The sequence below is a fragment of the Synechococcus sp. A15-44 genome (genome assembly GCF_014280115.1).
Taxonomy (GTDB): domain Bacteria; phylum Cyanobacteriota; class Cyanobacteriia; order PCC-6307; family Cyanobiaceae; genus Parasynechococcus.
Genome location: NZ_CP047938.1, coordinates 1578951 through 1600976 on the forward strand (window position 1 = coordinate 1578951; position 22026 = coordinate 1600976).

The following is a 22026-nucleotide window of genomic DNA, read 5'->3' on the forward strand; positions in this document are numbered from 1 at the left end:
AGTTGCGGAGATCATCTGCCGGAACAGGGGCCACGACTATCAGGCCACAACGGCAGAATGGCCCGTGGATTGATCGCCCCGATGATGCAGCTCCTCCAGTCTCTGAGTCGCGTGATCGTTTGCGGCGTTCTGGCTCTGGTGCTGGGGGCCTGCGCAGCGGGACCAACGGCAGGGCTGCAGTCGTACCAAAGCCCGGATGGCCGTTTCGCCTTCCTCTATCCCACCGGTTGGACCGAGGTGCAGGTGAGCAACGGACCCCGGGTGGTGTTTCACGACCTCATCCACAGCGATGAAACCGTGAGCCTGATGATCAACAAGGTGAACGAAGACAACGAGCTGAGTGCACTGGGCAGCGCCGTTGCCGTTGGCGAACGCCTGCGCCGTGAAGTGATCGCCACCGCCGGCAGCGGCCGCACCGCTGAGCTGGTGGAAGCGCAGGAACGTGAGGTGAATGGCCACACCTTCTACGACCTGGAATACGCCGTGCACTTGGAAGACCGCGACCGCCACGAGCTTGCAACCGTCGTGGTGGACCGCGGCCGGCTCTACACCCTGGCCACCAGCGTCAACGAAGACCGCTGGGGCAAGGTTGGCGACCTTTGCGGCCGGGTGGTGCGCTCACTGACCCTGCTGATCTGATCAGAACAGGAAGCGGAAGCCCCCCCCACTGGCGTCACGAGCATCGGCGCCACTTCTCGACGTCGCCGGCCACTCCGTGTCCAGATAACTGATGCCATCGGCGTTGAATGGAACAGCCTTCAGGCTGGACGCCTGCAGATCGGTTGTGCCCATGGCGGTGATCAATCCACCCAGTTCCATCGGCCCCAGATCCGTCTCCAAGGCCTGGCCCGCAGCGGTGATCAACGCCGGCAAGCGGATCAGATTCTGCGGTTGTTTCATCTGCTCAAACAGCCCCTTCAGCGCCAGCTGCTGCCGTTCCAGCCGTCCAAAATCGCCGCGGCCATCGTTGCGCCAACGCAGAAAACCCTCCAGATCCTTGCCCTTCAACAGCTGAGGGCCTGGCTGCAGATCAATCACCAGGTTCTGGCTGCGATCGACGTAATACAGGCGCTTGGGAACGTCCACTTCGATGCCCCCCACCAGGTTGGCCAGGGTTTCGATCGCATCCAGGCGCACCACGATGTGGTGGCGGATCGGGCGGTTCATCAGGCGGGACAACTCCCGCTCCACCGCTTCCACACCGCCGTAGGCCATTAAGGCATTGAGCTTGATGCCACCGAAGCCCTCGGCATCGATGTAGCTGTCGCGGGGGATCTGGGTGATCGAGGTGGTGGTGCCATCCACCCGCACCGTGAAGATCACATCGGTGTTGCTACCGGAGCGGTCCCGGCCCAGCACCACCACCTCCCTGGCCCCGAAGCCAGTCCAACCTGCAAAAGGGTTGGCCAGCGGCGCAGGTTGAGGCAACGCGAAGGGTTCATCTGCCGTGCTGGATGGCGCCGTGATCAACCGGCTCAGGGGAACCGAGAGGATCAAACCACCGCTGAGACCCGCCACCACAGCAGCAACCACCGGCCAGTTCATGGCCTCGGAGGACGCCTTAGCAGGGGGGGCTTGTGGCATGGAACACACGCTATGCAGCATTTTGGCGTGCTCGTCCCGTCTCCGGTAGGGGGGCGCAGCCCTCCGTTAAACCAAGGGATCGCTGATCACCATCGAGGCGCAGGGGAGCTGGCGGATCAATTTGCTGGTGCGATCACTGCCGGGAATCGGCAGACCGGCCACCCGCCTGCGCTGGGTGCGCAGGATCACCAGGTCGTGTTCGCGGCTGAGGCGATGAATGGCTCCATCGATGCCGGGCCCCCGAACGATCACGATGTGAAACCGCTCCTCAGGGATGCCCGGCGGGCGCCAGCGGATCAACTGCTGTTCCATCCAATGACGGTCCTGCCCGCTGAAGCGGGGATCGTGCACATGCAGCAGGGTGATCCGAACGCGCTGAGCCTCCGGGGCTGAATTGATGACCCGCAGCGCCAGTTCGAACTGCTCGCGGGCGCTGGCGGAGAGGTCTTTGATCGGAACGAGGATCCGGCCCAGGCCGCTATCGGTCTCACGGCCCAGGTTCACCACCACCACCGGACAGTGGGCCGTGCGACAAACCCCATCGACGATGTCGCCCATCAGCCAGGCCCGGAGTTGATCGCTGCGGGCTGCACCGATCAGCAACAGATCCGCAGCCTGTTCCAAGGCCGTGCGGCTCATGCCACCAGCGATGTCTTCATCCAGCCGCAGCAGGCTGCGGGTGGGCACCGCCAACTGGGCACCGATGCTCTCCGCTGTGCTGAGGCGTCCGCGCGCTGCCGCAACGGCCCGGTTCAAACCACCGCGCATCTCTTCGAGGCTGGGATTCACCATTGCCAGGGGAAGCAGCAACCCTTCAGCCCCCGATGAGCCCTGCACCAGGCGGGCCGCCATGCTCAACAACCCCTTCTCGGTGCTGGGGTTGGCCACCGGCACCACGATGCGCAGGGGACGCTGCACCACTTCATTCACCCCATCCAGCACCGCAGCCTCCTCACCGAAGCTGACAGGAACCGCGTCGGGACTGGGATCCTTGAGCCGTGTCACCGATTGCTCGGTGAGGATCGGCCCGAGGGTGGCCGTCACCACCATCACCGCCAGCACGCTGTTGAGCACGGTCTGATTGAGCAGACCCGCCTGGTAGCCGATGAAGGCCGTGGCCAGGGTCGCCGCCACCTTGGGCATCGTCAGAGACCACATCATCAGGATCTGGGCGCGGCGGTAACCGAACAGTCGTCCGCTGAGCCAGGACGCCAGACCCTTGCCGCCGATGGCCCCCACCAGCATCAGCGCAGTGAACTGAAAGTTGCCCAGGCTGTCGCCAAGGCTGCCCAGATCCAGCAGCAATCCCAGGTCGATGAAGAAGATCGGGATGAACAACACCCCACCCACAAAAATCACCTGTTCCTTCACCCGGCCCTCGGGCAGCACGGAATTCACCGCCAGACCAGCCAGAAAGGCGCCGACAATCTTCTCGACGCCGGCCAGCTCAGCCCCCAGGGACGCCAGGAACAGGGCCACCAGAACTGCGAGCACCATCCGGTTTTCATCGCTGATGCCCCGCAGCACCAGGCGCCGGCCAAGCCAGCGGATGCCAATCACCACCACCAGAGCGAAGCCACCGATCTTGAGCAGCAGCAGGCCCAGGCCCAGCCCGCTGAGGCTGCCCTGACCCAGCCCCAGACCCACCGCCAGCAGCAGCAGAGCCACGATGTCGGTGAAGATCGTGCTGCCCACGCTCACCACCACCGACTCATCCTTCTGGGCGCCATAACTGCGCACGATCGGGTAACCCAAAGGGGTGTGGGTGGCCATCAGGGCGCCGAGCAACAGGCACGACACCGAGGCGAAGCCCGCCATCAGGCCGATCGACACGCCCGTGCCCACGCCGATCAACAGAATCAGCAGGCCATAGATGAACGAGCGGCGCTTGACCCGGTTGAACTCCTCGAGGTCAATCTCAAGACCCATCGTGAACAGCAGGTACACCGCCCCGAGATCGGAGAGGAGCCGCACCGTTTCGCTGCTGCTGTCGACCCAGTTCAAAGCGTGGGGACCCACCACCACGCCCGCCGCCAGCAACCCCACCAGGTCGGGAAGACCCAGCCGCCGGATCAGCGGCGGCACCGCCGCACTGATCGCCACCAACAGTGAGAACACCCCGAGGGGGTGATGCATGACATGGCTGATCGAGGCCTGCATGGCCATGGCTGCACCGCCGGCTTGCGGACCCAGCATGGTCGCCAGATCTCACGGCAACAACAGCTGCTTCAGGAAGCGATAACCCCTTCGCCGGCCTGCACCTGCCAGAGGTTGGTGTAGATCCCGCCCTGGGCCACCAGGCTGTCGTGGCAGCCCTGCTCCGCAATCCGGCCCTGGTCCATCACCACGATCCAGTCGGCATGGCGAACCGTGCTGAGCCGGTGGGCAATCACCACGGTGGTGCGCTGCTGGGTGATCTGCGCCAGGGAGCGCTGAATCGCAGCTTCGGTGTCGTTGTCCACTGCTGCGGTGGCTTCATCGAGCACCAGCACCGGCGCGTCCTTGAGGATGGCGCGGGCCAGGGCGATGCGCTGGCGTTGCCCGCCCGATAGGCGCTGCCCCCGCTCCCCCACCAGGGTGTCGTACCCCTGGGGCAAGGCGTCGATGAATCCAGCGGCTTCCGCCAGGCGAGCGGCCTGCTCAATCGCCACCGGGTCGGGATCCGCGACCCCGTAGGCGATGTTCTCGGCCACGGTGCCGTGGAAGAGGTAGACGTCCTGACTCACCAGGGCGATGCAGCGGCGCAGGTCCTGCAGTTGCAGGGTGTCGATGGGGACCCCATCCAGACAGATGCGTCCGCCATTGCGCTCATAGAGCCGCAACAACAGCTTCACCACGGTGCTCTTGCCAGACCCCGTCGCCCCGACGATGCCCAGGGTCGATCCCGCTGGCACGGTGAGATCGAAACCCTTCAGCAGCGTTGATCGGCCGGCATAGGCGAAATCCACCGCTTCAAAGCGAATCTCACCCCGCAGCCGTTGCGGATCCACCGGCACCGTTCCTCCCTGGATCAACACCGGCGTATCGATCAGATCGAGCACCCGTTGCGTGGAGGCCATCGAGCGCTGGTACTCATCGAGGGTGCGGCCAATGGCGGTTAGCGGCCAGAGCAGCCGCTGGGTAATGAACACCAGAACGCTGTAGGTGGCCACCGGCAGTTCCCCGGCCAGGGCCTTGAACCCACCGATTAACAGGATCGCCAGGAAGGCGAACAGAATCGCGAAGCGAATCAAGGGAATGAAGGCCGCCGAGAGACGAATCGCCCGGGCATTGCTCTGGCGGTAGGCCAGGCTTTCCGCCCGCAGGCGCTCCAGCTCCAGAGCCTCAGCGGTGAAGCTCTTGATCGTGAGCATCCCCCCCAGGTTGTTGGCGAGCCTGGAGGCGAGGTCGCCAGCCCGGGCCCGCACCTCCCGATAACGAGGCTCCAGCCGGCGCTGGAAATGCAGCGACCCCCAGAGAATCACCGGAATCGGCAGATAGGCGAACAGGGCCACCTCCGGCGCCACCATCGCCATGCCGATGCCCACCACCAGCACCGTGGTGATCAACTGCAGGATCTGGTTGGCACCCCGATCAAGAAACCGTTCGAGCTGGTTGATGTCGTCATTGAGCACCGCCATCAGGCGACCGGTGCTGTCCTGCTCGAAAAAGGCCAGCTGCAGCTTCTGCAGATGGTCGTAGGCCTCGAGCCTGAGGCTGTGCTGGGTGGTTTGCGCCAGGTTGCGCCAGAGCACGTCGTAGAGGTATTCGAACAGCGACTCCGCCGCCCAGATCACAAAAGTGAGCAGGGCCAGACCCCACAATTGCTGGCCGGCGGTCCTCAGACCGAAACCCGCCAGCACGGATTGCTCCTTGAGCAACACCACATCCACGGCCAGGCCGATCAAGATCGGCGGGGCAAGATCGAACAGCTTGTTGAGCAGGGAGCAGATCACCGCTGCAACCACCAGGCGGCGCTGCGGCGCCAGATGGCGCAACAACCGCATCAAGGGGGAGCGATTTGCTGAAGCTTTCCTGAGGGTTCGTTCCAACACGGTTTTCACCCCTGAAGACGCACTACAACGGAACCACAACTGAAGGAGGTGCCATGAGCCGATCAAGGTCGTTCAACCGCTTTCACCGCTACCTGGCGCGGCAGAAACGCCGCGGACTGCGGGCTGTCTTGCCCCAGTTCCAGGACGCCCGTGAGCATCAGGAAAGCTCAACCAACTGCAGCGATGGCGTGCTGCGTCGGCTGAGCTTGCGTGAAATGGAATTGGACCTGATGGAGGCCGAGGCCTGAGCCTCAGCCGCGGTAACCGCCACCACCACCACGGGGGCCGCCGGAGCGCTCCCGAGGGGTGGCTTTGCTGACACGGATCATGCGGCCCATCCACTCCACGTCCTGAAGATCGTCGATGGCTTTCTGCTCATCGGCATCGTTGACCATTTCGACGAAGGCGAAACCGCGTTTGCGGCCGGTCTCACGATCCAGGGGCAGGCTGCAGTTCTTGACCTCGCCGTACTCACTGAATAGATCGAAGAGGTGCTCCTGCTCCGCCTGGAACGAAAGATTGCCGATGTAGATGGTCATGGACCGTGGAACCGTTGAACGTGCTCAGTCGCTTGAGCCGGTTCCGAAAGCTCGGAAAGGGCCAGTGCTCAAGCTTGAACCCGATGACGTTACAGGGCAGTCGCACGAATCAACACAAAAAAAAGAAGCAATTGCGAAGACTCGCCCGCAACCGAGCCATCCACTCCATTGTCAGAAGACCCTGACGCAGGAGAGAGATGACATTCGACAGCCTTTGTTTCCAAGCCCTGGCTTGGACCGCCGACGGAGAACTGGATCCGCTGGACAAGCTTGTGCTGCTCAACAACTTGATCCGGCAAGCCACGCCGAGCGAGCAGATCGAGCTGATTCAGGTGGTGGAAAAATTAGCCCTGCTTCAGCCGGAGACCACCGTTCAGGTGAGCCATCTCTGACGGTTTTTGATCCCCGGGGATCAGAGGCCGTAGGTCTCGGCGGCCTTGGCCTTGCAGGTGGTCTGGGCCGTCTGGATCCCCGCCCCGTTCTGCACCTCGGCGAGAAAACAACGGCAGGTGTCATCCACCATTCCCTCCGGAGGAACAGTCCCAGCCCTATGAAGCTCGGCCTTAACGGCCGTTTTGCAGAACTGGGTGATCAGGCTGTTGTCCGAGGCTGAAGCAGCCAGGGGAGCCGACATCAGACCAACGGCCAACAGCACACGCATCAAGAGGCCTTGCTGATTTGCAGTTCGCGGTTCATCACGCGCAGGCGTTGAAGGCTGTTGAACACATCTTCCGGCATGCCCTTGGGAAGATCCACCAGGCTGTGATTGTCAAAAATCTGGATGCGGCCGATCATCCGGCCTTGCAGACCGGTCTCGCCGGCGATGGCACCCACCAGGTTGCCCGGCTTGACCCGATCGCGGTGGCCCACCTCAACGCGGTAGCGCTGCATGTTCTCCTCAGGAGCCCGGGCCGGACGCTCGCGCCGCTCACGGCGATCCCCTGAATGGCGGTCGCGGTCGCGGTCGTTGCGACGGGTGTTCTGAATCCACTCGTCGTCGCCCTTACGCAACAGCGCATCGGGGCCGATGGCCAGGTTAAGTGCCGCCATGGCCAGCTGCTCGGGGCTGAGTTCGAGTTCCGTGGCCACCCGCTGCATCAATTCCTGGAGCAGGGCCGCTTCATCGGCGTCAGGGCGTTGCGATTGGGCCGCATCACTCAAACGCTTGCGCAAGCGGTCCAGCCGTCCCTGGTTAATGGCCGTGTTGCCGGGCACCTCCATCGCTTCGATCGGTTGGCCCGTGGCCCGCTCGAGGTTGCGGATGAAACGGCGTTCCCGTGGAGTCACGAACAGAACCGCTTCGCCGGTACGACCCGCCCGGCCCGTCCGGCCGATGCGGTGCACATAAGCCTCGCTGTCGAACGGCATGTCGTAGTTGATCACCAGGCCGATTCGCTCCACATCGAGACCCCGCGCCGCAACGTCGGTGGCCACAAGGATGTCCACCGATCCACTGCGCAGCCGCTCGACTGTCCGTTCCCGTTGGTTCTGGGGAACATCGCCATTGAGCACCGCCACCTGATGGCCACCCGCCTCAAGGGTTTCGGCCACGGTGAGGGTGATCGCCTTGGTGCGGGCAAAAATGATCACACCCTCACCACCACAGGCGTCGAGAACCCGTTGCAGGGCTTCGAGCTTGTGCGGCATCGGCACCGTGATCGAACGCTGGCGGATCCGCTTGCCTTCCTGATCCTTGGTGCGGATCGTCACCTCAGCCGGGTCCTTGAGATAACGCTTGGACAGTCGCCGGATCTCCGGAGGCATGGTCGCGGAGAACAGCACCACCTGACGCTGCTCAGGCAGCTGATCGAGGATCCACTCCACATCATCGATGAAGCCCATGCGGAGCATTTCGTCCGCTTCATCGAGCACCAGGCTGCGCAGACCGCTGGTGTCGAGCGTGCCCTGACGCATGTGGTCCATCACCCGGCCGGGAGTGCCCACCACCACATCAACCCCGCGCCTGAGGGTACTGATCTGGGAGCGGAAATCCGTGCCGCCGTACACCGCCAGCACCTTCAGATGGGGATGGCCGGCGGAATAAGCCTTGAACGATTCGGCCACCTGCATCGCCAGCTCCCGTGTGGGGGCGAGCACGAGGGCCTGGGGTGTTTTCTGGCCGCTCTCGAGACGCTCGAGCAACGGCAGGGCAAAGGCTGCTGTTTTGCCGGTGCCGGTTTGGGCCTGACCCACCAGATCGCGGCCGAGCATCAGCTCGGGGAAGGCCGCCTTCTGAATGGGGGAAGGTTCGCTGTATCCCTTATCCGCCAGGGTGCGGAGCAGGGCCTCACTGAAACCAAAACCGGCGAAACCTGATTCCGGTTCAGCCGAAGTGATGGTGGTGGTGAACACCTCAGCATTGGTGTTGGATTCAGGCAGGTCTGACGCAGAAAGATCCACTGCGCAGGCGGAATCATCGCGCTGCTGTTGCTGTTCAGTCATGAAAGGTGGCTTCGCCTGATTGATCTCTGAAATCAGGCTCACAACCTCCTTGCAACGTAAGAGTTGCGTTCTGGTTGTGTTGCCTACGCTTCAAAGGTTGGCCATCAAGTTATCACCCGGCCGTAATCATCCTGCAGCCGTTCGATGTCGTCTTCCCGTAGATCATCACCGTGCTGAACTTCCAGAATCAGCAGATCTGAACCGTCTGCACGGGCGCGATGCACAGCGCCGCAGGGGATCGAGAGCATGACGCCCGCGCTGGCGGCGTGCCAGGTCTCTCCGCAGAGCAGAGCCCCTGAACCGGACACCACGGTCCAACTTTCGCTGCGATGACGATGCCGCTGCAGGGATAACTGCTGCCCGGCACGAACCAGCAGCCGTTTGACCAAATAGTTGTCCCCCTGGGTCAGCGATTCGTACCAGCCCCAGGGACGCTCAACCCGCATCAGTCCACCCGCGTCAGATCAGCGTCACCAGATCGAGGCTGGCACGGGCACGGGTGATGGCTGTGTACAGCAATCGGCGTTGATGTTCTGCAGCCGGGCCATCCTCCAGGGGATCTGGCCAGAGCACGATCACCCGATCCGCCTCACTGCCCTGTGCCCGATGGATGGTGAGCGCAACCGCCGGCTCCAGACGCCGCAAACGGGCTGGATGCAAACGGCGCACCTCGAGCCGGCCGCCCGGGTCCATCACCTGGAACAACAGACGTCGTTCAGAGCCTGCCCCGATCACCACCCCGAGGTCACCATTGGCCAACCCCAGTTCGGGTTGATTGCTGCCGCAGATCACCGGCAAGCCAATCGGCCAACGCTCGACTCTGCCGGCGGCATTGGCCCCCAGCAGCGTGCGATGCACATCATCAAGACTCCACGGCCCCCGGCGACGTGGACAGAGCAACAGGTCCTGCTCGAGCAGCGCAAACAAAGGCCGAGACGCCGCCATCAGCTCCTGCTCGGTGCAGCGGTCGAGATCAACCGTCAGCGCCTGAAGCTGCTGGAGGCGCTGAATCCAGCGCTGGCGCACCAAGGCAGGGAAACGACGCAGGGGCCAGGGATGCACCTGAAGATTGGCCTGCTCAGGCAAGGCGTCCAGATCCGCTGCAAAGGCCTGCAGATCCCCCTGGCGCAGCTGTTGCGCCACCTGGGCCAGGGCACCGCGGTTGCGGTAGGTGCGCTCCAGATGCACGGCGCCGGCACCGAAACGGCCGCGCACGTCCGGCTGCTGAAGCCGATGCCAGACCGCTCCACTCCCCACCGGCGGCAGCTGGGCTGGATCCCCCACCAACAGCAGCCGGCACCCACTGGGCAACGCCTCCAGCAAGGCCTGGGTCAAGGCCAGATCCAGCATCGACATCTCGTCGATCACCAGCAGATCCAGCTCCAAAGGACGCTGGCGGTGCCGGCCGAAGCCACGGCTTCCGGCCTCCAACCAGCGGTGGAGGGTGCTGCAGGGCAAGGGAGCCCGCTGAGCCAGCACCGCCTCCCCCAGACGCCGGGCCGCCTTGCCCGTCGGGGCCGCTAAACCGATGCGCAGGCCGGGATGGCGGGCTTCCGCCCGGGCCAGAATCTCCACCACCGTGCTGGTTTTGCCCGTGCCCGGACCACCGCTGAGCAGCACCACCGAGGCCTGATCCAGGGCGCGCACGGCGGCGCACTGTTCAGCGTTGAGACGATCCGAGAGCTCGGGATCGACAGCCTTGACGGACTTGGGAACCGGAGCGTGGGCTCGCTCCACCAGCGCATCCACCACCTGCTCCATGGCCTGCAACCAGCGGCGCCAGCCGAGCCGGTCTCCCTGACGCAGCAGGGGGGAAGCATCCCCCTCCAACCAGCCACTGGCTTGGGCAACGGCCAGCCGTTCCGGCGTCAACGCCACCGTCAACTCCCCCTGCTCCAGGGCCAGCACCAGATCGCGACTGAGCTCCTCCAGGGCGGGGCCATTAGCCCGGGGCGGGATCCGTCGCCGCAGGGCGGCATGGAGTCCGGCCGTGAAGCTGGAGGGCCAGGTGCTGGTTCCCTGGGGCAGCAGCTCCGTCACGCCGGCACCTCCCCCAGGGCTCGATCCAGGGCCGCGATGCGATTGAGCGGCACAGGTTCAACGATGCGCCCCGGCCCAACAGCATCTTCTGGAGAGGCAATCACCGCTCCGGGCATCCCCCGCAGGAAGCAGTAGACGTAGCCCCCCAGATGCTGCTCCGGGTCGTAATCCGGCAGCCGCCAACGCAAATGGCGATGCAGAGCCACCAGGTAGAGGTGGGCCTGCAGGGGGTAGTGGTGGTGCAACATCTGCTCCTCCATCGCCTCCTGGGAGTAGTGATGCGGACCACAAAGCCCCGGCTCAGCACCGGTGCGCCGTTCACCGATCCAGTTGCTCTTCCAGTCGAGAACCCACCAGCGTTGGTGGTGGGGGTCCTGGAACACCAGATCGATGGAACCGGTGAGAAACCCACGGCTGTTGATTGAGAGCGATGCCAGCGCCGGGCTGTAGGTGCGGCCAAAACGGGCCTCGGCATCACAACCGAAGGCGGCCACCAGATCGGCCGTGCGCACGTGCTGCACCGGCAGATCAAAACTGAGTTCGGGCAGGCGCTGGTGCGGCCCCAGCCGATCCAGCGATAACGCACCCAGCGGTCCCCCCAGGGGCGTCTGCAACACCTGCTCCAACCCCGTCAACACATCGTTCTGAAGATCGGGATCAAGCCCTGCCCGGCGCAACTCGGCGGCGATCAGCTCGAGCCGTTGGCGGGGCTCAGAGGCCTCCGCCGCAGAGAAGGGGAACTGTTCGAGGATCCGGTGCAGGCAATCACCAGCCCCGGCCCCACGCGGGAAGGCCGCCAGCGGCCCCGTCTCGGACCATGCCGGTTCTGCCCTCGCCGCCGTCGATTCCACCGCCGATTCCAATGTCGATTCCAACGCCGATTCCACCGTCGATTCCTCAGCGCCGGGATCGCGATCACGACCCTGTTCATGCAGCTGAACGTCGTCGGATGAGGCAATCCAGGCCGAATAACTGGCCCGGCCCCAACTCCGGTCGATCCGCTTGGGGATGGAACCAAGCGCCAACGGCTCGGCCCGCAGCGGAGAACGCCAACGCTTGCCGCTGGGCAGGCTCTCGACCAGGCCATCGATGCTGATCGGAACCTGTCGCTCCGCCAGGGCTTGGCTCAGCCGCTCATCGGTGAGGCTGTCGATCGCATCCCCAGCGGCCTCAGCACCGAACAACCAGGCGGGCAAGGGGGAATCCTCCTGGCCGTTGGCCCTGGCCCAGATCAGAACCAACTGGGATTGGGCTCGGGTCACCGCCACATAGGCCAGCCGCTCGGCCTCGGCCGCAGCCTCCCGCTGCGCCTGTTGCGCCGCCTGCCAGCCCTCCCCCCAGTGGACATCCACCCGCACCAGGCACTCTCCGGAGCGGGGGTCACGCCAAAGCGGACCGGACACAGCTGGGGGGGACTGCCAGAGGTAGGGGCAGATCACCACCGGATATTCCAGACCCTTGCTGCGGTGGACCGTGACCACGGCGATGGCGCTGTCGGCCTGATCGCTGTGGGGCTGGCGAGCCTCAGGCACCGGCTGGCTGGGGTGCAACCGCTCCCTCCGCAACCAATCCGCCGCGGTGGCCACATCAAGCCCCTGGCGGTGCATCGCCTCCTGCACCAGCCGCGCCGCCTGCTGCAGATCCCCCAGCATCCGGCCCCGTTCCGACAGCCCCGCCATCTGTTCACCCTTAAGCAGATCAGCCAGCGCCCCGAGCAGGCCCAACCGCGGCATCGCCTCAGCCAAACCGCGCAACTGCAGCGCCAGCTGATCCAACAGGGCCGGCTCCAGGGCATCGGGCGCGATGGTCATCAGTCCCGAGCAGGCCAGCAGACGCAAGCGAGGGTCATCGCCCGGTTCCGCCAGAGCATCGAGGAACCACTGCAACAGCAAGGCAGCTTCACTGTCGAGCACATCCCCCTGGGTCACCAGGCGGGTGGGGAGTCCGCAGCCCCCAAGGGCGCGGCGCAGGTCTTCCGCCTGTTGATGACGACTCACCAGCACGCAGAGATCTGCAGGGGTGAGGTCCTCCCGTTGCTGCAGTTGCTCCAGCACCATCGCGGCGAGCCGCTGGGGCAGCTCTTCTTCCAGGGCACTGCGGCTGGAGGGCACCTCGGTGGAGAGCAGCAGCAGTTGCAACGCCGGGGCATCCTTCGGTGGGGTGACGGAGCTGCGGGGCTGCACCGCGGGCACAGGCAGTTCAGATCGGGGGAGACCCGGAGCCATCAAGCGGTTCAACCCCTCCATCAGCGGTGCCGTTGTGCGGAAGTTGTCGAGCAGGTGATCGATCCGCTCCACCTGATCCCGCGCTGCCATGTAGGTGGCCAGATCACCACCCCGGAAGCGGTAGATCGCCTGCTTTGGATCCCCGACCATCAGCAGCAGGTGGCGTTCTCCACCACCGAAGGCGCGCTGCAACAGGCGCCACTGCACGGGGTCGGTGTCCTGAAACTCATCCACCATCACCGCCCGATAGCGCTGTTGCAGAGGAGCAAGCCAAACAACGTCGCCATCGCCCGGGTCCATGGCAGCCAACAAGCCGCCAAAGGTGATCACCCCACGGCGGCGACGGCGGCGGTCCAGCTCCTGCAAGCCCCGTTCGAGCAGGTACTGCCAGGTGCGCTCAATCGGTGCATCCCAGAGCGCCGCAACAGCGGCCTGCAAAGCCGGCGTCACCAGGCTGGGGTCGGTCTCACCGCACTTGCGCGCGAGCTTGCACCAACTGCCGGGGTGGAAGTACTCCTTCAGCGGCTTCTCATGGGAGGCAATCTCAAGCAGTGACGGCACTGCGGTCTGCCCATGCAGCCACTGGTTGATCTGGGCGCAGCGATCGCTCTTGGGCTTGGCCGAATAAGGGGTGGTGGTTCCACAGCCCTGGGCTTTCCACTGCTCGGCCGCCTGACGGAACCCTGCATCCAGGGCGGCATGGTCCCGCTGCCAGAGCGGCACGAAGTCGTTCCAGAGCTGCTCCAGCCAGTGCTCCAGCTGTGGGGCGAGGGGCTGGTCGAGATCGATCGCCCCATCAACGGCCCTGAACCGCGGCTGCTGTTCGCCATCGAGTAGCGCCAACCCCCTGCGCAGGGTCTGAGGCGAGAGGCCGCGTTGACGCAACGCCTTGAACTGATCCGGCGGCAGGCTGAGCAGCTCCTGTTGCCACAGGTCCTGAACCACCTCGGCCTGGAGCGCGGTGGCGTCGGTGTCCAGCTGAGGCTCCATGGCCGCGGCGTTGCTGAGGGCCAGACGGCGCAGACTGCGGCGGCAGAAGCCGTGGATGGTGGTGATGTCGGCCCGGTCCAATTGCTCCAGGGCCACCAGCAAGCGCCGAATCCACCGCTGACGTGCCTCCCCTGGCTCGGAACCCGACAGCCACTCCGCCAGGACGGGATCTGGAGCGGAAGCCTCCATCTCCTGCTCCAGCTGTTCGAGACCCTGCAACGCCTGTTGCAGCCGCTGGCCGATGCGGGAACGCAGCTCTTCGGCAGCCGCATCGGTGAAGGTCACCACCAACAACGCCTCGAGGGCATGGTCGGCTTCCGTGATCAGCCGCAGGCAGAGATGCGCCAGAGCAAAGGTTTTGCCGGTGCCAGCGCTGGCCTCAAGCAGGCGGACCCCAGGGCCAAGGGGGTAGGTGTTGGCATCGAAGCGCTGGGCCATGGATGGAGTCTGCTCAACTTCGGCCTCAAAACCAGTGTTAACTTCCATGAAGCAGCCGGCGATAGCTGCGAACTGGACTGGGTGTTGTCACACCCCAGAACAGAAGACGACCTGAGCGGGGGCCTGAAGAACCCTCGCTTTTTTATGGGCTTGTGAACGGATGCAACCCAACCCTTGAGAGAACAGGGGCTTGTGCGGGTGCGGGGCCATCAGGCCAACACGTTGGTGAAAGCCACCGGCCTGTTGTGTCCCCCGAACGTCGTCAGAAATTGGCCCAGCTGCTGGTGCGCAAAGCCGCCGCTGTTGAAAGCATCAACCAGGAACATCGGGCCTACTTCTTCCGCCGTCAGGCCGGCGAGCCCATGCTGATTTCCAACGAACGCATGCGCGAAATGCTCGACGAGCTTTTCGACTAACGCAGCTGGGCCAGAAGCGGGCCGTACAGCAGTTGACACGCCTCCTGGAATCCGGCCTGATCCATCAATTGCTCCGCAGCGATCTCCGTGCCGAAGCAGAGCTGCATCACCGGGGTGACCCCTTCCTCCTGCCAGGTCTTGCGGAAGTCCTGGGGCCCCTCACCCGGTTTGCGCCGGTCTTTGGCCACCATCTGCCAGCCGCTCTTCGGGGGGACCGGCCAGCACCACTCCAGCCCTTGCTGCGCCAGCCGCGCCAGCTGCTGCAGCTGGTCCTCGGCTGCAGCAGCTGGCAACGCCGACCAGCGCAAGTGCACCTCGGCGCCGGCAACCCGGGTGCTTCGGGCCACCACCGCTGAGCCGGCAGCAGGCGCCAATCCCTCAGCGCAGAGCAACAGATGCTGCAACCAGCCGCGCATCACCGCCGCGGCCGTGAGCATGCCGGGCTGCACCACCACCTGGGTGTCGCCGGCGTAGAGCAGGGGCATCGACAGGCCGGCGAGCACAGGCACCTCCCGGCGGCAGGGACCAAGCGATGCCAGCTGCCGTTGCAGGGCCTGCCAACGCTGCTGCAGTTCCTCTTGCTCAAGGGCCGCACCAGCCCCCGCCGGCAGCACACCCTGGCCCGCCAGCGACGTTGTCCAATCCGGAGCCGATCCAAGAATGAACTGCTCCTCAAGCTCGTGGTTGAGCAGCAGATAGCGCTGCAGCCCCTCCAACTCGAGCGCCTCGAGATCCTCCACCGCCTCAATGCCTTCTCCGGGTCGCAACCCCCGTGCCTGCAACCAGGCCTTCTGGGGCTGCTGCATCCAGGCCAGCAACGCTTCAGGGTCCAGGGCCAGGTCGTCTCGGTCACGTCCCTCGGCCTCTACCTCGTCATCGACATCGACATCGGTCAGGTCGTGCTGCCAGAGCGATGCCCAGGCCAACCCCTGGACCTGGGCCGAGGCCGGAGCACGATCAAGGCAGCGCCGGGCCTCCAGCTGGCGGCGATCACAGCTGAGCGGCGCCTCGGGCCGGAAGTTCTCACGGGAGAGGGGGTTCGCCGGCGGCGTGATCAACAACCCCTCCGTGGAGGCACCGGCCCGTTGCAACTGCTCCTGCAGCACCGAAAGCCACTGCTCCACCGGCGCAGCAGGCGGCTGGGGCTCACCGGTGCGCTCCAGCCGCCCGCACCAGCTGATCAGCAGATGACGGCGTGCCGACATCAAGGCCTCCAGCAGCACGTAGCGGTCCTGGTCGCTGCTGCGGGGATCCCCCAGGCGCCGTTGCTGCTCGAGCAGATGAAAACCAGGCCGGCGACTCGGGCGCGGAAAGTCGGCGCTGTCGAGGCCCATCAAGACAACCACCTTGTGGGGAATCGCCCGCATCGGCTCAAGGGCACTGATGGTGAGGGCGCCACTGCGGTGACCGAAGCGACCGCTGTCCACCGACAAGGCCTCCTGCAGCACCTCCAAGGCCACGGCTGCATCGAGGTCCAGGGGGCAGTCATAGGCCCGCAACCGCCACTCCTCAAGGGCCACCGCCCAGCTCTGCGACTCATCGGCCCAGTCCCCACCCTCAGCGAACAGCTCCTGCAACAGGGACTGCAGCAGCTGCACCCAGTCATGGCATGGCCGGGGCTGCCTAAGGCGATCGAGCATCCGCGCCAAACGGTCCAGCAGCGTCCACCAGCGCACCAGGCGATCGGGATCCAGCTCCTGCTGAAACGGTGCCGCCCCTGCTGGAGCCAGGCCCGGCTCCACGGGCAGCACCAGGCCCAGCAGCCAACGGTCAAGACACCAACGCAGGCTGTGCACCTCGTCCCCGCCCCGCTCGCGGGCATCCAAGCCCCAGCGAAAACCGCTGCGTTGCAGCGTCTGGGTGATCAGCACCGACTCCTCCGGCGTGAGTCCCTGCTGGCCCTGCAGGGCCGGATTGGCCAGCAGACGTTCCAGCCCCGTGGCGGTGAGGCGTGTGGCCGCCAGCTCCAGCAGCGTGAACATCGCCATCGACAACCCCGGACTGCTCTGCTGACTGCGGTCGGTGAGGCGCCAGGGCAAATCGACACCGATGGCCGCCGTGTCGTTGAACACGGAGCTGAGCAGCGGTGCATAGCGCTCAATCTGCGGCGTCATCACCAGCACATCGCGGGGCGCGAGATCGGGATCGGCCGCCAGCCACTGCAGGATGCGATCACGCACCAATTGCACCTCCCGCCAAGGTCCCGGCGCCGCTTGAAACAGCAGCGACTGGTCGTCGGAGGAACGCTCCAATGCGGCGACGCTGTCGGCATCCACCAGCTGCTGCTGAAGCTGATCGAGCAGGGTGGGCTGGCGCTCTTCCGCTGCGGCCATCTGCAGAGAACCTGCAAACAGATCCCCTTCGCGTCGCTCCCCCAACTGGGCTTCACCGGAGCCCTCCAGCAACTGCTGAAATTCGGCACCCATCCGCCCAAGCACGGCCTCCAGGCGCGGCGCCTCCGCCAACCAGCCCCCGTCGGGCGGAACCAGCCAGTCATCCCCGAGCGAGGCACGCCGACTGCCGCAGCGCTGCCACAGATCCGGACACGGGGTGAGCAGGTAGATCTCCACCTCCAGCAGACCGGACAAGGCCTGAATCAGATCCACCTGCACCGGTGCCAGGGCACTGATGCCAAACAGCCGCAGCCGCTCCGGCAGCAGGGCTGGATCAACATCTCCTCGCCGGAGACGATCGACGGCCTCACGCACCTGCAGGCCAAAGGGAGCCCGGGGAAGCCGTTGGGCCAGCAGTCGCCAGAGCACGGGCTGCCAGTCGTCATCGGGCCGCGGCCGTTTCCACTGCTCCAGTTGATCGGGGCGGTAGAGGGCGTAATCGTCCATGGCATCGGCGATGGAACGGGCCAACTGCCAACGGTCCCGCGTCAACCCCGAGGCGGTTCCTTCACGCTGGGTAAGCCAGGTCCGTAGCGGCTGGGCGACGGGCTGCTCCAACAGCTCCGGCAGCAGCTCGAGCACAGCCCACACCAGCTGGCCCGCTCTCCAGGGATCGTCCTCCTGCGCGGGGAGATGCAGCACCTGGCGCACCAGCTGCCGCAGGCGACTGCCCGGGAAGGGGAAGCGCACAAGGGAACTGATGCCGTTGGCCGTGGCCAGCTGTTCCCCCAACCATCGGCTGGTGGGCCAGGTGTTGACCATCACCTCCACCGTTTCCAGGGGGCCCGGCTGCTGCTCGATCAACTGACGGGAGAGCAAGCGAGCCAGAAATTCAGCCCTGTTGCTTCGGTAAACCGTCAGCAAGGGCCAACTCCAGCCAGCACGGCATCGGTTGCCGCTCCTTCAACCTGAACGACCGCATCGGTTTGCGGGCAGTAGGCCGATAAACAACCGCCGTAGACCGCACCGGTGTCGATCAGAACGATCTCGCCGAGGCGTTCCACCTGGGGGCGGGGCGTATGGCCCACAACAACCTGGCCAAAACGACCGTCATAGGCCTCCCAGAAGGGATCACGAATGGAGAGATCCGGTTGGCCCGCTGCATCGAACCCGGCATGGGTGGCGCACCAACCGTCACCGCGATAAACGAGCGGAAGCTGTTGCAGGCGCGGCAACCATTGGCGAGCGCTGCTGTCGCCCAACTGGGCATAGGTGGCGTGCTGACTCAAGCCGTCCCTGGAGTCCAGGGCATCAATGAGGTCTTGCTCATGGTTCCCGCGCAGCCATGTGGCACGACCGGCCTGAACCAGATCCCAGACCAGATTCATCGTGGCGGGAATGGCCTCACCACGGTTGATCACATCCCCGCAGAAGACCAGATGGTCGTTCGGCGGCAGGGTGGCGAGCAGATGGCAAAGGGGCCGATGGCAGCCATGCACATCTCCAATCACCCAGTGCCGACGGCTGCGCAGGTTCAAGGCAACAACCTGGAGATGGGTCAATTCTGATGCTCAGCCAGGCAGGGCCAAGAATCCGGCATGCAGATCAGAACAAACCGAGAAAGCGCTTGCGTTCCTTGGGTTGGCTCGGGTCTGGCTTGGGTTTTTCTGGGGTTTCGCGCCGGTAGCGGGGCTTGGCATCACCAACGGTGACCAGGGGATCGTTGTTCTTGAACCAGATCCAGTCGCGAATCGGCGGCGTCTCCGTCAGATCCCGGCGGGTCAACCCCAACCCCAGCTTGGCTGAAGCCCCCAGCAGGATGTCCACCATCGCGTCCCCGTCGGGGCAGGTAGCCAAGGCCTTGTTGGTTTTCTCCGCACCATCGAGGGCCTCCACCAGAAGTGCGATGCGCTGCTGAACAGGGAGGGAACTGGGATTCATCAGACGGCACCGGCAAGGGCATCGGGAATCCCCGCGGACGGTGCTTCAAAGGCACCCACAGCCACGTACTCCAAGCGGAGTTTGAGGAAGGTGATGAAGGTGGGATCGGTGGACACAACAGCGGCAGCGGGCTGGGGAATGGTTGCCTTGAGCTCAGCCAGCTCAGGTGAAGACAGAAATGCCGGTTGCTTCACCAGCCAGAAATCGATGGTCTTGCCGGTTTCGGCGTAATTACGCTGGCGCTCCCGCAGCACTTCCTCCAACGGCTCCTCCACGGTGAGGAAGCGCTCGCTGGCTGCAACGAAGTGATAGGTGGTCATCCGGGCGCCTGTCCGAAAAGGGGATCAAGGCGGGGATTCTGAACCAAGACCTTCATATCCCGCACAGCCTGTTGCAGTCCGACGGCGACAGAGCGGGCCACGATCGTGTGGCCAATGTTGAGTTCTTCCATCCCAGGGATGGCCGCGATGGGCTCAACGTTCTGATACGTGAGGCCATGGCCGGCATTGACCCGCAGACCGAGCTGCCGGGCGATGGCCGTCCCCTCCTGCAAGCGCGCCAGCTCCTGGGGCTGGGTGCTCCAGTCGGCATCGGCATAGCGCCCGGTGTGCAATTCCACCCAGCAGGCCCCCGTGGCTTTGCAGGCCTGGAGTTGGGTGGCCTCCGGATCCACAAACAGGCTCACAGGTATCCCGGCGGCCTGAAGGGTTTGCACCATGGCCCCCAGGGAGGCCTCTTGTCCGGCCACATCCAGGCCCCCCTCCGTGGTGACCTCATCCCGCCGTTCCGGCACCAGGGTGACCATGTCGGGCTTGATCCGCAGCGCAATCGCCACCATCTCCTCGGTGGCGGCCATTTCCAGGTTGAGGCGGGAGCGCACGGTCTGGCGCAGCAACTCCACATCCCGATCCTGGATGTGACGCCGGTCTTCCCTCAGATGCACGGTGATCCCATCGGCCCCACCGAGTTCGGCCAGCAGTGCCATCGACACCGGGTCTGGCTCGACGGTCCGCCGCGCTTCACGGATGTTGGCGATGTGGTCGATATTGACGCCGAGGCTGGCCATGACGGGGCAGTCGTTGGCCGGATCCTATGCAGCTTTGCCTGGGGGATTTAGGTTCTCAGGCATCGAATCCGATCAGCCCGTTGCAAGCGGCCCTGGCGACCCGAGAAAACAGCCTGCATGTCGGCATCGACAGCTTCTGGGCCCCCCTGGCGATGTTCACCACCCAGGATCTGGCGCTGCGCCTTCAATTCCGTGAGCGTCTGGTGCTCAACCCAGAGCATCTCCCCCATCAGGGCCCGGTGCTGCTGGCACCGACGCACCGCGCCCGCTGGGATGCCCTGATGCTGCCGCTGGCCGCTGGCCGTCGGGTCAGTGGCCGCGACTGCCGCTTCATGGTGACCACCACCGAAATGCGGGGGCTGCAGGGCTGGTTTCTGCAACGGCTCGGCTGCTTCCCGGTGGACCAGGGACGGCCTTCGATGACCACCCTGCGTCTGGCCATCGACCTGTTGGCCGACGGACAGCAAGTGGTGATGTTCCCCGAAGGCAGGATTCACCGGCAGGACGCGGCGATTGAGCTGCGGCCCGGCCTGGTGCGTTTGGCCCAACTGGCCCAGAGCCGCGGCGTTTCCGTTCCTGTGGTTCCCGTTGGCTTGGGCTACAGCCAGGCCCCACCACGGCCCTTCAGCCGGGCAGCGCTCTGTTTCGGGGCACCGCTCAGCGTTCCAGCCAAGGGAGATCGCGACGCGACGCGGCAGTTCAACAGCGAACTCGCTGCAGCGATGCATACGGCTGAACAAGCGGCCCGTGCTGCCGTTGGCCGACCGCTTCGGAGCTTCTAAAGTCCGCGCACGTTTTCTTGCTGGTCTCATGGGTTGTCGCGCATTGCTGACGACTGCTGCTCTGGTGGCAACCCTGGGAGTCACCGGCGCTGCTGGGATCGCCCAAACGTCATCCGAGAACCGCGTTCTGGCTCAGAGCCAAGGCGGATTTAACCCGGCGGCCGTGCGTTCGATGCTGGCTGAGGGCGATGCAGCAGCCAGCCGGGGGGACCTGGCCGAGGCGCGGGCTGATTACGACAAAGCCCGCAAAGCCTCCAAGCAACTCCTGGCCTTCTATCGCGACCTGAGTGGTGCCTTCCGGGGGCTTGATGCTCGAATCCCCCGTGAGATGGACACCAAGGGCCGTGAGGCCCTGGAACTGCTGGCGGAAACCAACCTTCGCCTGGCAGCCCTGTTCCGCCGTCAGAACCAGCCCGAAGTGGCTGTTCCAGTGCTGGTCGAGGTGGTCAAGCTGATGACGCCGGCCAAGCCTCAGGGTCAAAAGGCCTATCAGAGCCTGCTGGAACTGGGCTTCGTTGAAACCGAATTCCGGGGTGCATCGGCTGCCGGCCAATGAGCCGGTCTGTCAGCATCTGAGCCAGTCCCCTTTTGCACAACCGCCGCCATGGTGCAGCCGGATGCCGTTGAAGCCGCAATCCAACAGGTCATTCCCGACGCCAACGTCACCGTTGAAGACCTCACCGGTGGCGGTGATCACCTCCAGGTGACGGTGGTGTCGTCTGCTTTTGCTGGCCTTTCACGCATCAGGCAGCATCAAATGGTGTACGGCGCGCTACAGCAGGAATTGGCCAGCGAAGCGATTCACGCCCTCGCCCTCAACACCTCAACCCCTTCGGACGCTGCGTCCGCTTAAAGCCAACTCACGTTCAACGATGGACACCTCCACCAAAGCTCGCATCGAAACTCTGGTCGCATCCAGCCCGATCTTCGTGTTCATGAAGGGCTCCAAGCTGATGCCCCAGTGCGGATTCTCAAACAATGTGGTGCAGATCCTGCACTCCCTTGGTGTGGCATTCGAGACATTCGACGTTCTCTCTGATCCAGAGATTCGTCAGGGAATCAAAGAGTTTTCCAGCTGGCCCACCATCCCCCAGGTGTATGTGAAAGGGGAATTCATCGGAGGCTCCGACATCCTGATCGAGATGTACAACTCCGGCGAACTTCGCGAAAAGCTGGAAATCGCTCTCGCCAGTTAA

Annotated in this window: 22 protein-coding genes; 8 read left to right on the top strand and 14 right to left on the bottom strand. The window is 64.6% G+C overall.

Annotated features, from left to right (window positions below; translation table 11 throughout):
• Window positions 1–81: 81 nt before the first annotated feature.
• Window positions 82–639, top strand: coding sequence for a photosystem II reaction center PsbP (psbP, locus tag SynA1544_RS08890; RefSeq protein ID WP_186515523.1), 558 nt, complete (start codon window positions 82–84; stop codon window positions 637–639).
• Here psbP and SynA1544_RS08895 read toward each other — a convergent pair whose 3' ends face one another.
• The 3 genes from SynA1544_RS08895 to SynA1544_RS08905 all read right to left on the bottom strand — a co-directional run bounded on the left by SynA1544_RS08895 (window position 640) and on the right by SynA1544_RS08905 (window position 5570).
• The gene (locus SynA1544_RS08895; RefSeq protein ID WP_186513093.1) at window positions 640–1584 is read right to left on the bottom strand and encodes an LCP family protein; all 945 of its coding nucleotides are present in this window, start codon (window positions 1582–1584) and stop codon (window positions 640–642) included.
• A 66-nt stretch (window positions 1585–1650) separates the two neighbouring features.
• A complete protein-coding gene (locus tag SynA1544_RS08900; protein WP_186515524.1) occupies window positions 1651–3750 on the bottom strand; it encodes a cation:proton antiporter in 2100 nt (699 codons plus the stop codon).
• Window positions 3751–3812: 62 nt separating this feature from the next.
• A complete protein-coding gene (locus tag SynA1544_RS08905; protein ID WP_186513095.1) occupies window positions 3813–5570 on the bottom strand; it encodes an ABC transporter ATP-binding protein in 1758 nt (585 codons plus the stop codon).
• Between the two features lie 101 nt (window positions 5571–5671).
• Between SynA1544_RS08905 and SynA1544_RS08910 the strand changes: the two genes are divergently transcribed.
• Window positions 5672–5866, top strand: coding sequence for a hypothetical protein (locus tag SynA1544_RS08910; protein WP_186513097.1), 195 nt, complete (start codon window positions 5672–5674; stop codon window positions 5864–5866).
• Window positions 5867–5869: 3 nt separating this feature from the next.
• On the opposite strand, the gene SynA1544_RS08915 is transcribed toward SynA1544_RS08910, so the two are convergent.
• Window positions 5870–6157, bottom strand: coding sequence for an RNA-binding protein (locus tag SynA1544_RS08915; protein ID WP_011364605.1), 288 nt, complete (start codon window positions 6155–6157; stop codon window positions 5870–5872).
• Between the two features lie 197 nt (window positions 6158–6354).
• On the opposite strand from SynA1544_RS08915, the gene SynA1544_RS08920 reads away from it, so the two are divergent.
• On the top strand, window positions 6355–6549 hold the full coding sequence (locus tag SynA1544_RS08920; RefSeq protein ID WP_186513099.1) for a hypothetical protein: 195 nt from the start codon (window positions 6355–6357) through the stop codon (window positions 6547–6549).
• Window positions 6550–6569: 20 nt separating this feature from the next.
• Here SynA1544_RS08920 and SynA1544_RS08925 read toward each other — a convergent pair whose 3' ends face one another.
• The 5 genes from SynA1544_RS08925 to SynA1544_RS08945 form a co-directional block, all read right to left on the bottom strand.
• Complete coding sequence (locus SynA1544_RS08925; protein WP_186513101.1) at window positions 6570–6818, bottom strand: hypothetical protein; 249 nt, start codon at window positions 6816–6818, stop codon at window positions 6570–6572.
• A complete protein-coding gene (locus tag SynA1544_RS08930; protein ID WP_186513103.1) occupies window positions 6818–8599 on the bottom strand; it encodes a DEAD/DEAH box helicase in 1782 nt (593 codons plus the stop codon). Before SynA1544_RS08930 ends, SynA1544_RS08925 begins: the two co-directional genes overlap by 1 nt.
• Window positions 8600–8703: 104 nt before the next feature.
• Window positions 8704–9045 carry a phosphomannose isomerase type II C-terminal cupin domain gene (locus SynA1544_RS08935; protein WP_186513105.1) on the bottom strand — a complete coding sequence of 114 codons (342 nt, stop codon included), beginning with the start codon at window positions 9043–9045 and terminating at the stop codon, window positions 8704–8706.
• A 13-nt stretch (window positions 9046–9058) separates the two neighbouring features.
• Entirely contained in the window at window positions 9059–10639 is a 1581-nt protein-coding gene (locus tag SynA1544_RS08940) for an ATP-dependent RecD-like DNA helicase (RefSeq protein ID WP_186513106.1), read from the bottom strand.
• Entirely contained in the window at window positions 10636–14292 is a 3657-nt protein-coding gene (locus tag SynA1544_RS08945) for a UvrD-helicase domain-containing protein (protein ID WP_186513107.1), read from the bottom strand. The genes SynA1544_RS08940 and SynA1544_RS08945 overlap by 4 nt, the downstream gene beginning before the upstream one ends.
• Window positions 14293–14561: 269 nt before the next feature.
• Here SynA1544_RS08945 and SynA1544_RS08950 point away from each other — a divergent pair, with 269 nt between their 5' ends.
• Window positions 14562–14708, top strand: coding sequence for a hypothetical protein (locus tag SynA1544_RS08950; RefSeq protein WP_186515613.1), 147 nt, complete (start codon window positions 14562–14564; stop codon window positions 14706–14708).
• Here the strand turns inward: SynA1544_RS08950 and SynA1544_RS08955 are convergent.
• The 5 genes from SynA1544_RS08955 to SynA1544_RS08975 all read right to left on the bottom strand — a co-directional run bounded on the left by SynA1544_RS08955 (window position 14705) and on the right by SynA1544_RS08975 (window position 20048).
• The gene (locus SynA1544_RS08955) at window positions 14705–17965 is read right to left on the bottom strand and encodes an exodeoxyribonuclease V subunit gamma (protein ID WP_186513108.1); all 3261 of its coding nucleotides are present in this window, start codon (window positions 17963–17965) and stop codon (window positions 14705–14707) included. The two genes, SynA1544_RS08950 and SynA1544_RS08955, sit on opposite strands and share 4 nt — an antisense overlap.
• On the bottom strand, window positions 17959–18579 hold the full coding sequence (locus SynA1544_RS08960; protein WP_186515525.1) for a metallophosphoesterase: 621 nt from the start codon (window positions 18577–18579) through the stop codon (window positions 17959–17961). Before SynA1544_RS08960 ends, SynA1544_RS08955 begins: the two co-directional genes overlap by 7 nt.
• Before the next feature lie 67 nt (window positions 18580–18646).
• Window positions 18647–18982 (bottom strand): hypothetical protein, encoded by a 336-nt coding sequence (locus SynA1544_RS08965; protein WP_186513109.1) that lies wholly within the window; start codon window positions 18980–18982, stop codon window positions 18647–18649.
• A complete protein-coding gene (locus SynA1544_RS08970) occupies window positions 18982–19302 on the bottom strand; it encodes an MgPME-cyclase complex family protein (protein ID WP_186493451.1) in 321 nt (106 codons plus the stop codon). The genes SynA1544_RS08965 and SynA1544_RS08970 overlap by 1 nt, the downstream gene beginning before the upstream one ends.
• On the bottom strand, window positions 19299–20048 hold the full coding sequence (locus SynA1544_RS08975) for a pyridoxine 5'-phosphate synthase (protein ID WP_186513110.1): 750 nt from the start codon (window positions 20046–20048) through the stop codon (window positions 19299–19301). The genes SynA1544_RS08970 and SynA1544_RS08975 overlap by 4 nt, the downstream gene beginning before the upstream one ends.
• A 26-nt stretch (window positions 20049–20074) precedes the next feature.
• Between SynA1544_RS08975 and SynA1544_RS08980 the strand changes: the two genes are divergently transcribed.
• From SynA1544_RS08980 to grxD, 4 genes are read left to right on the top strand one after another with little or no spacing between them, the layout of a single operon-like run.
• Window positions 20075–20830 carry a 1-acyl-sn-glycerol-3-phosphate acyltransferase gene (locus SynA1544_RS08980; protein WP_186513111.1) on the top strand — a complete coding sequence of 252 codons (756 nt, stop codon included), beginning with the start codon at window positions 20075–20077 and terminating at the stop codon, window positions 20828–20830.
• A 28-nt stretch (window positions 20831–20858) separates the two neighbouring features.
• A complete protein-coding gene (locus SynA1544_RS08985) occupies window positions 20859–21386 on the top strand; it encodes a hypothetical protein (RefSeq protein ID WP_186513112.1) in 528 nt (175 codons plus the stop codon).
• Window positions 21387–21434: 48 nt separating this feature from the next.
• On the top strand, window positions 21435–21683 hold the full coding sequence (locus tag SynA1544_RS08990) for a BolA family protein (RefSeq protein WP_114987834.1): 249 nt from the start codon (window positions 21435–21437) through the stop codon (window positions 21681–21683).
• A gap of 19 nt (window positions 21684–21702) precedes the next feature.
• On the top strand, window positions 21703–22026 hold the full coding sequence (gene grxD, locus SynA1544_RS08995; RefSeq protein ID WP_115161820.1) for a Grx4 family monothiol glutaredoxin: 324 nt from the start codon (window positions 21703–21705) through the stop codon (window positions 22024–22026).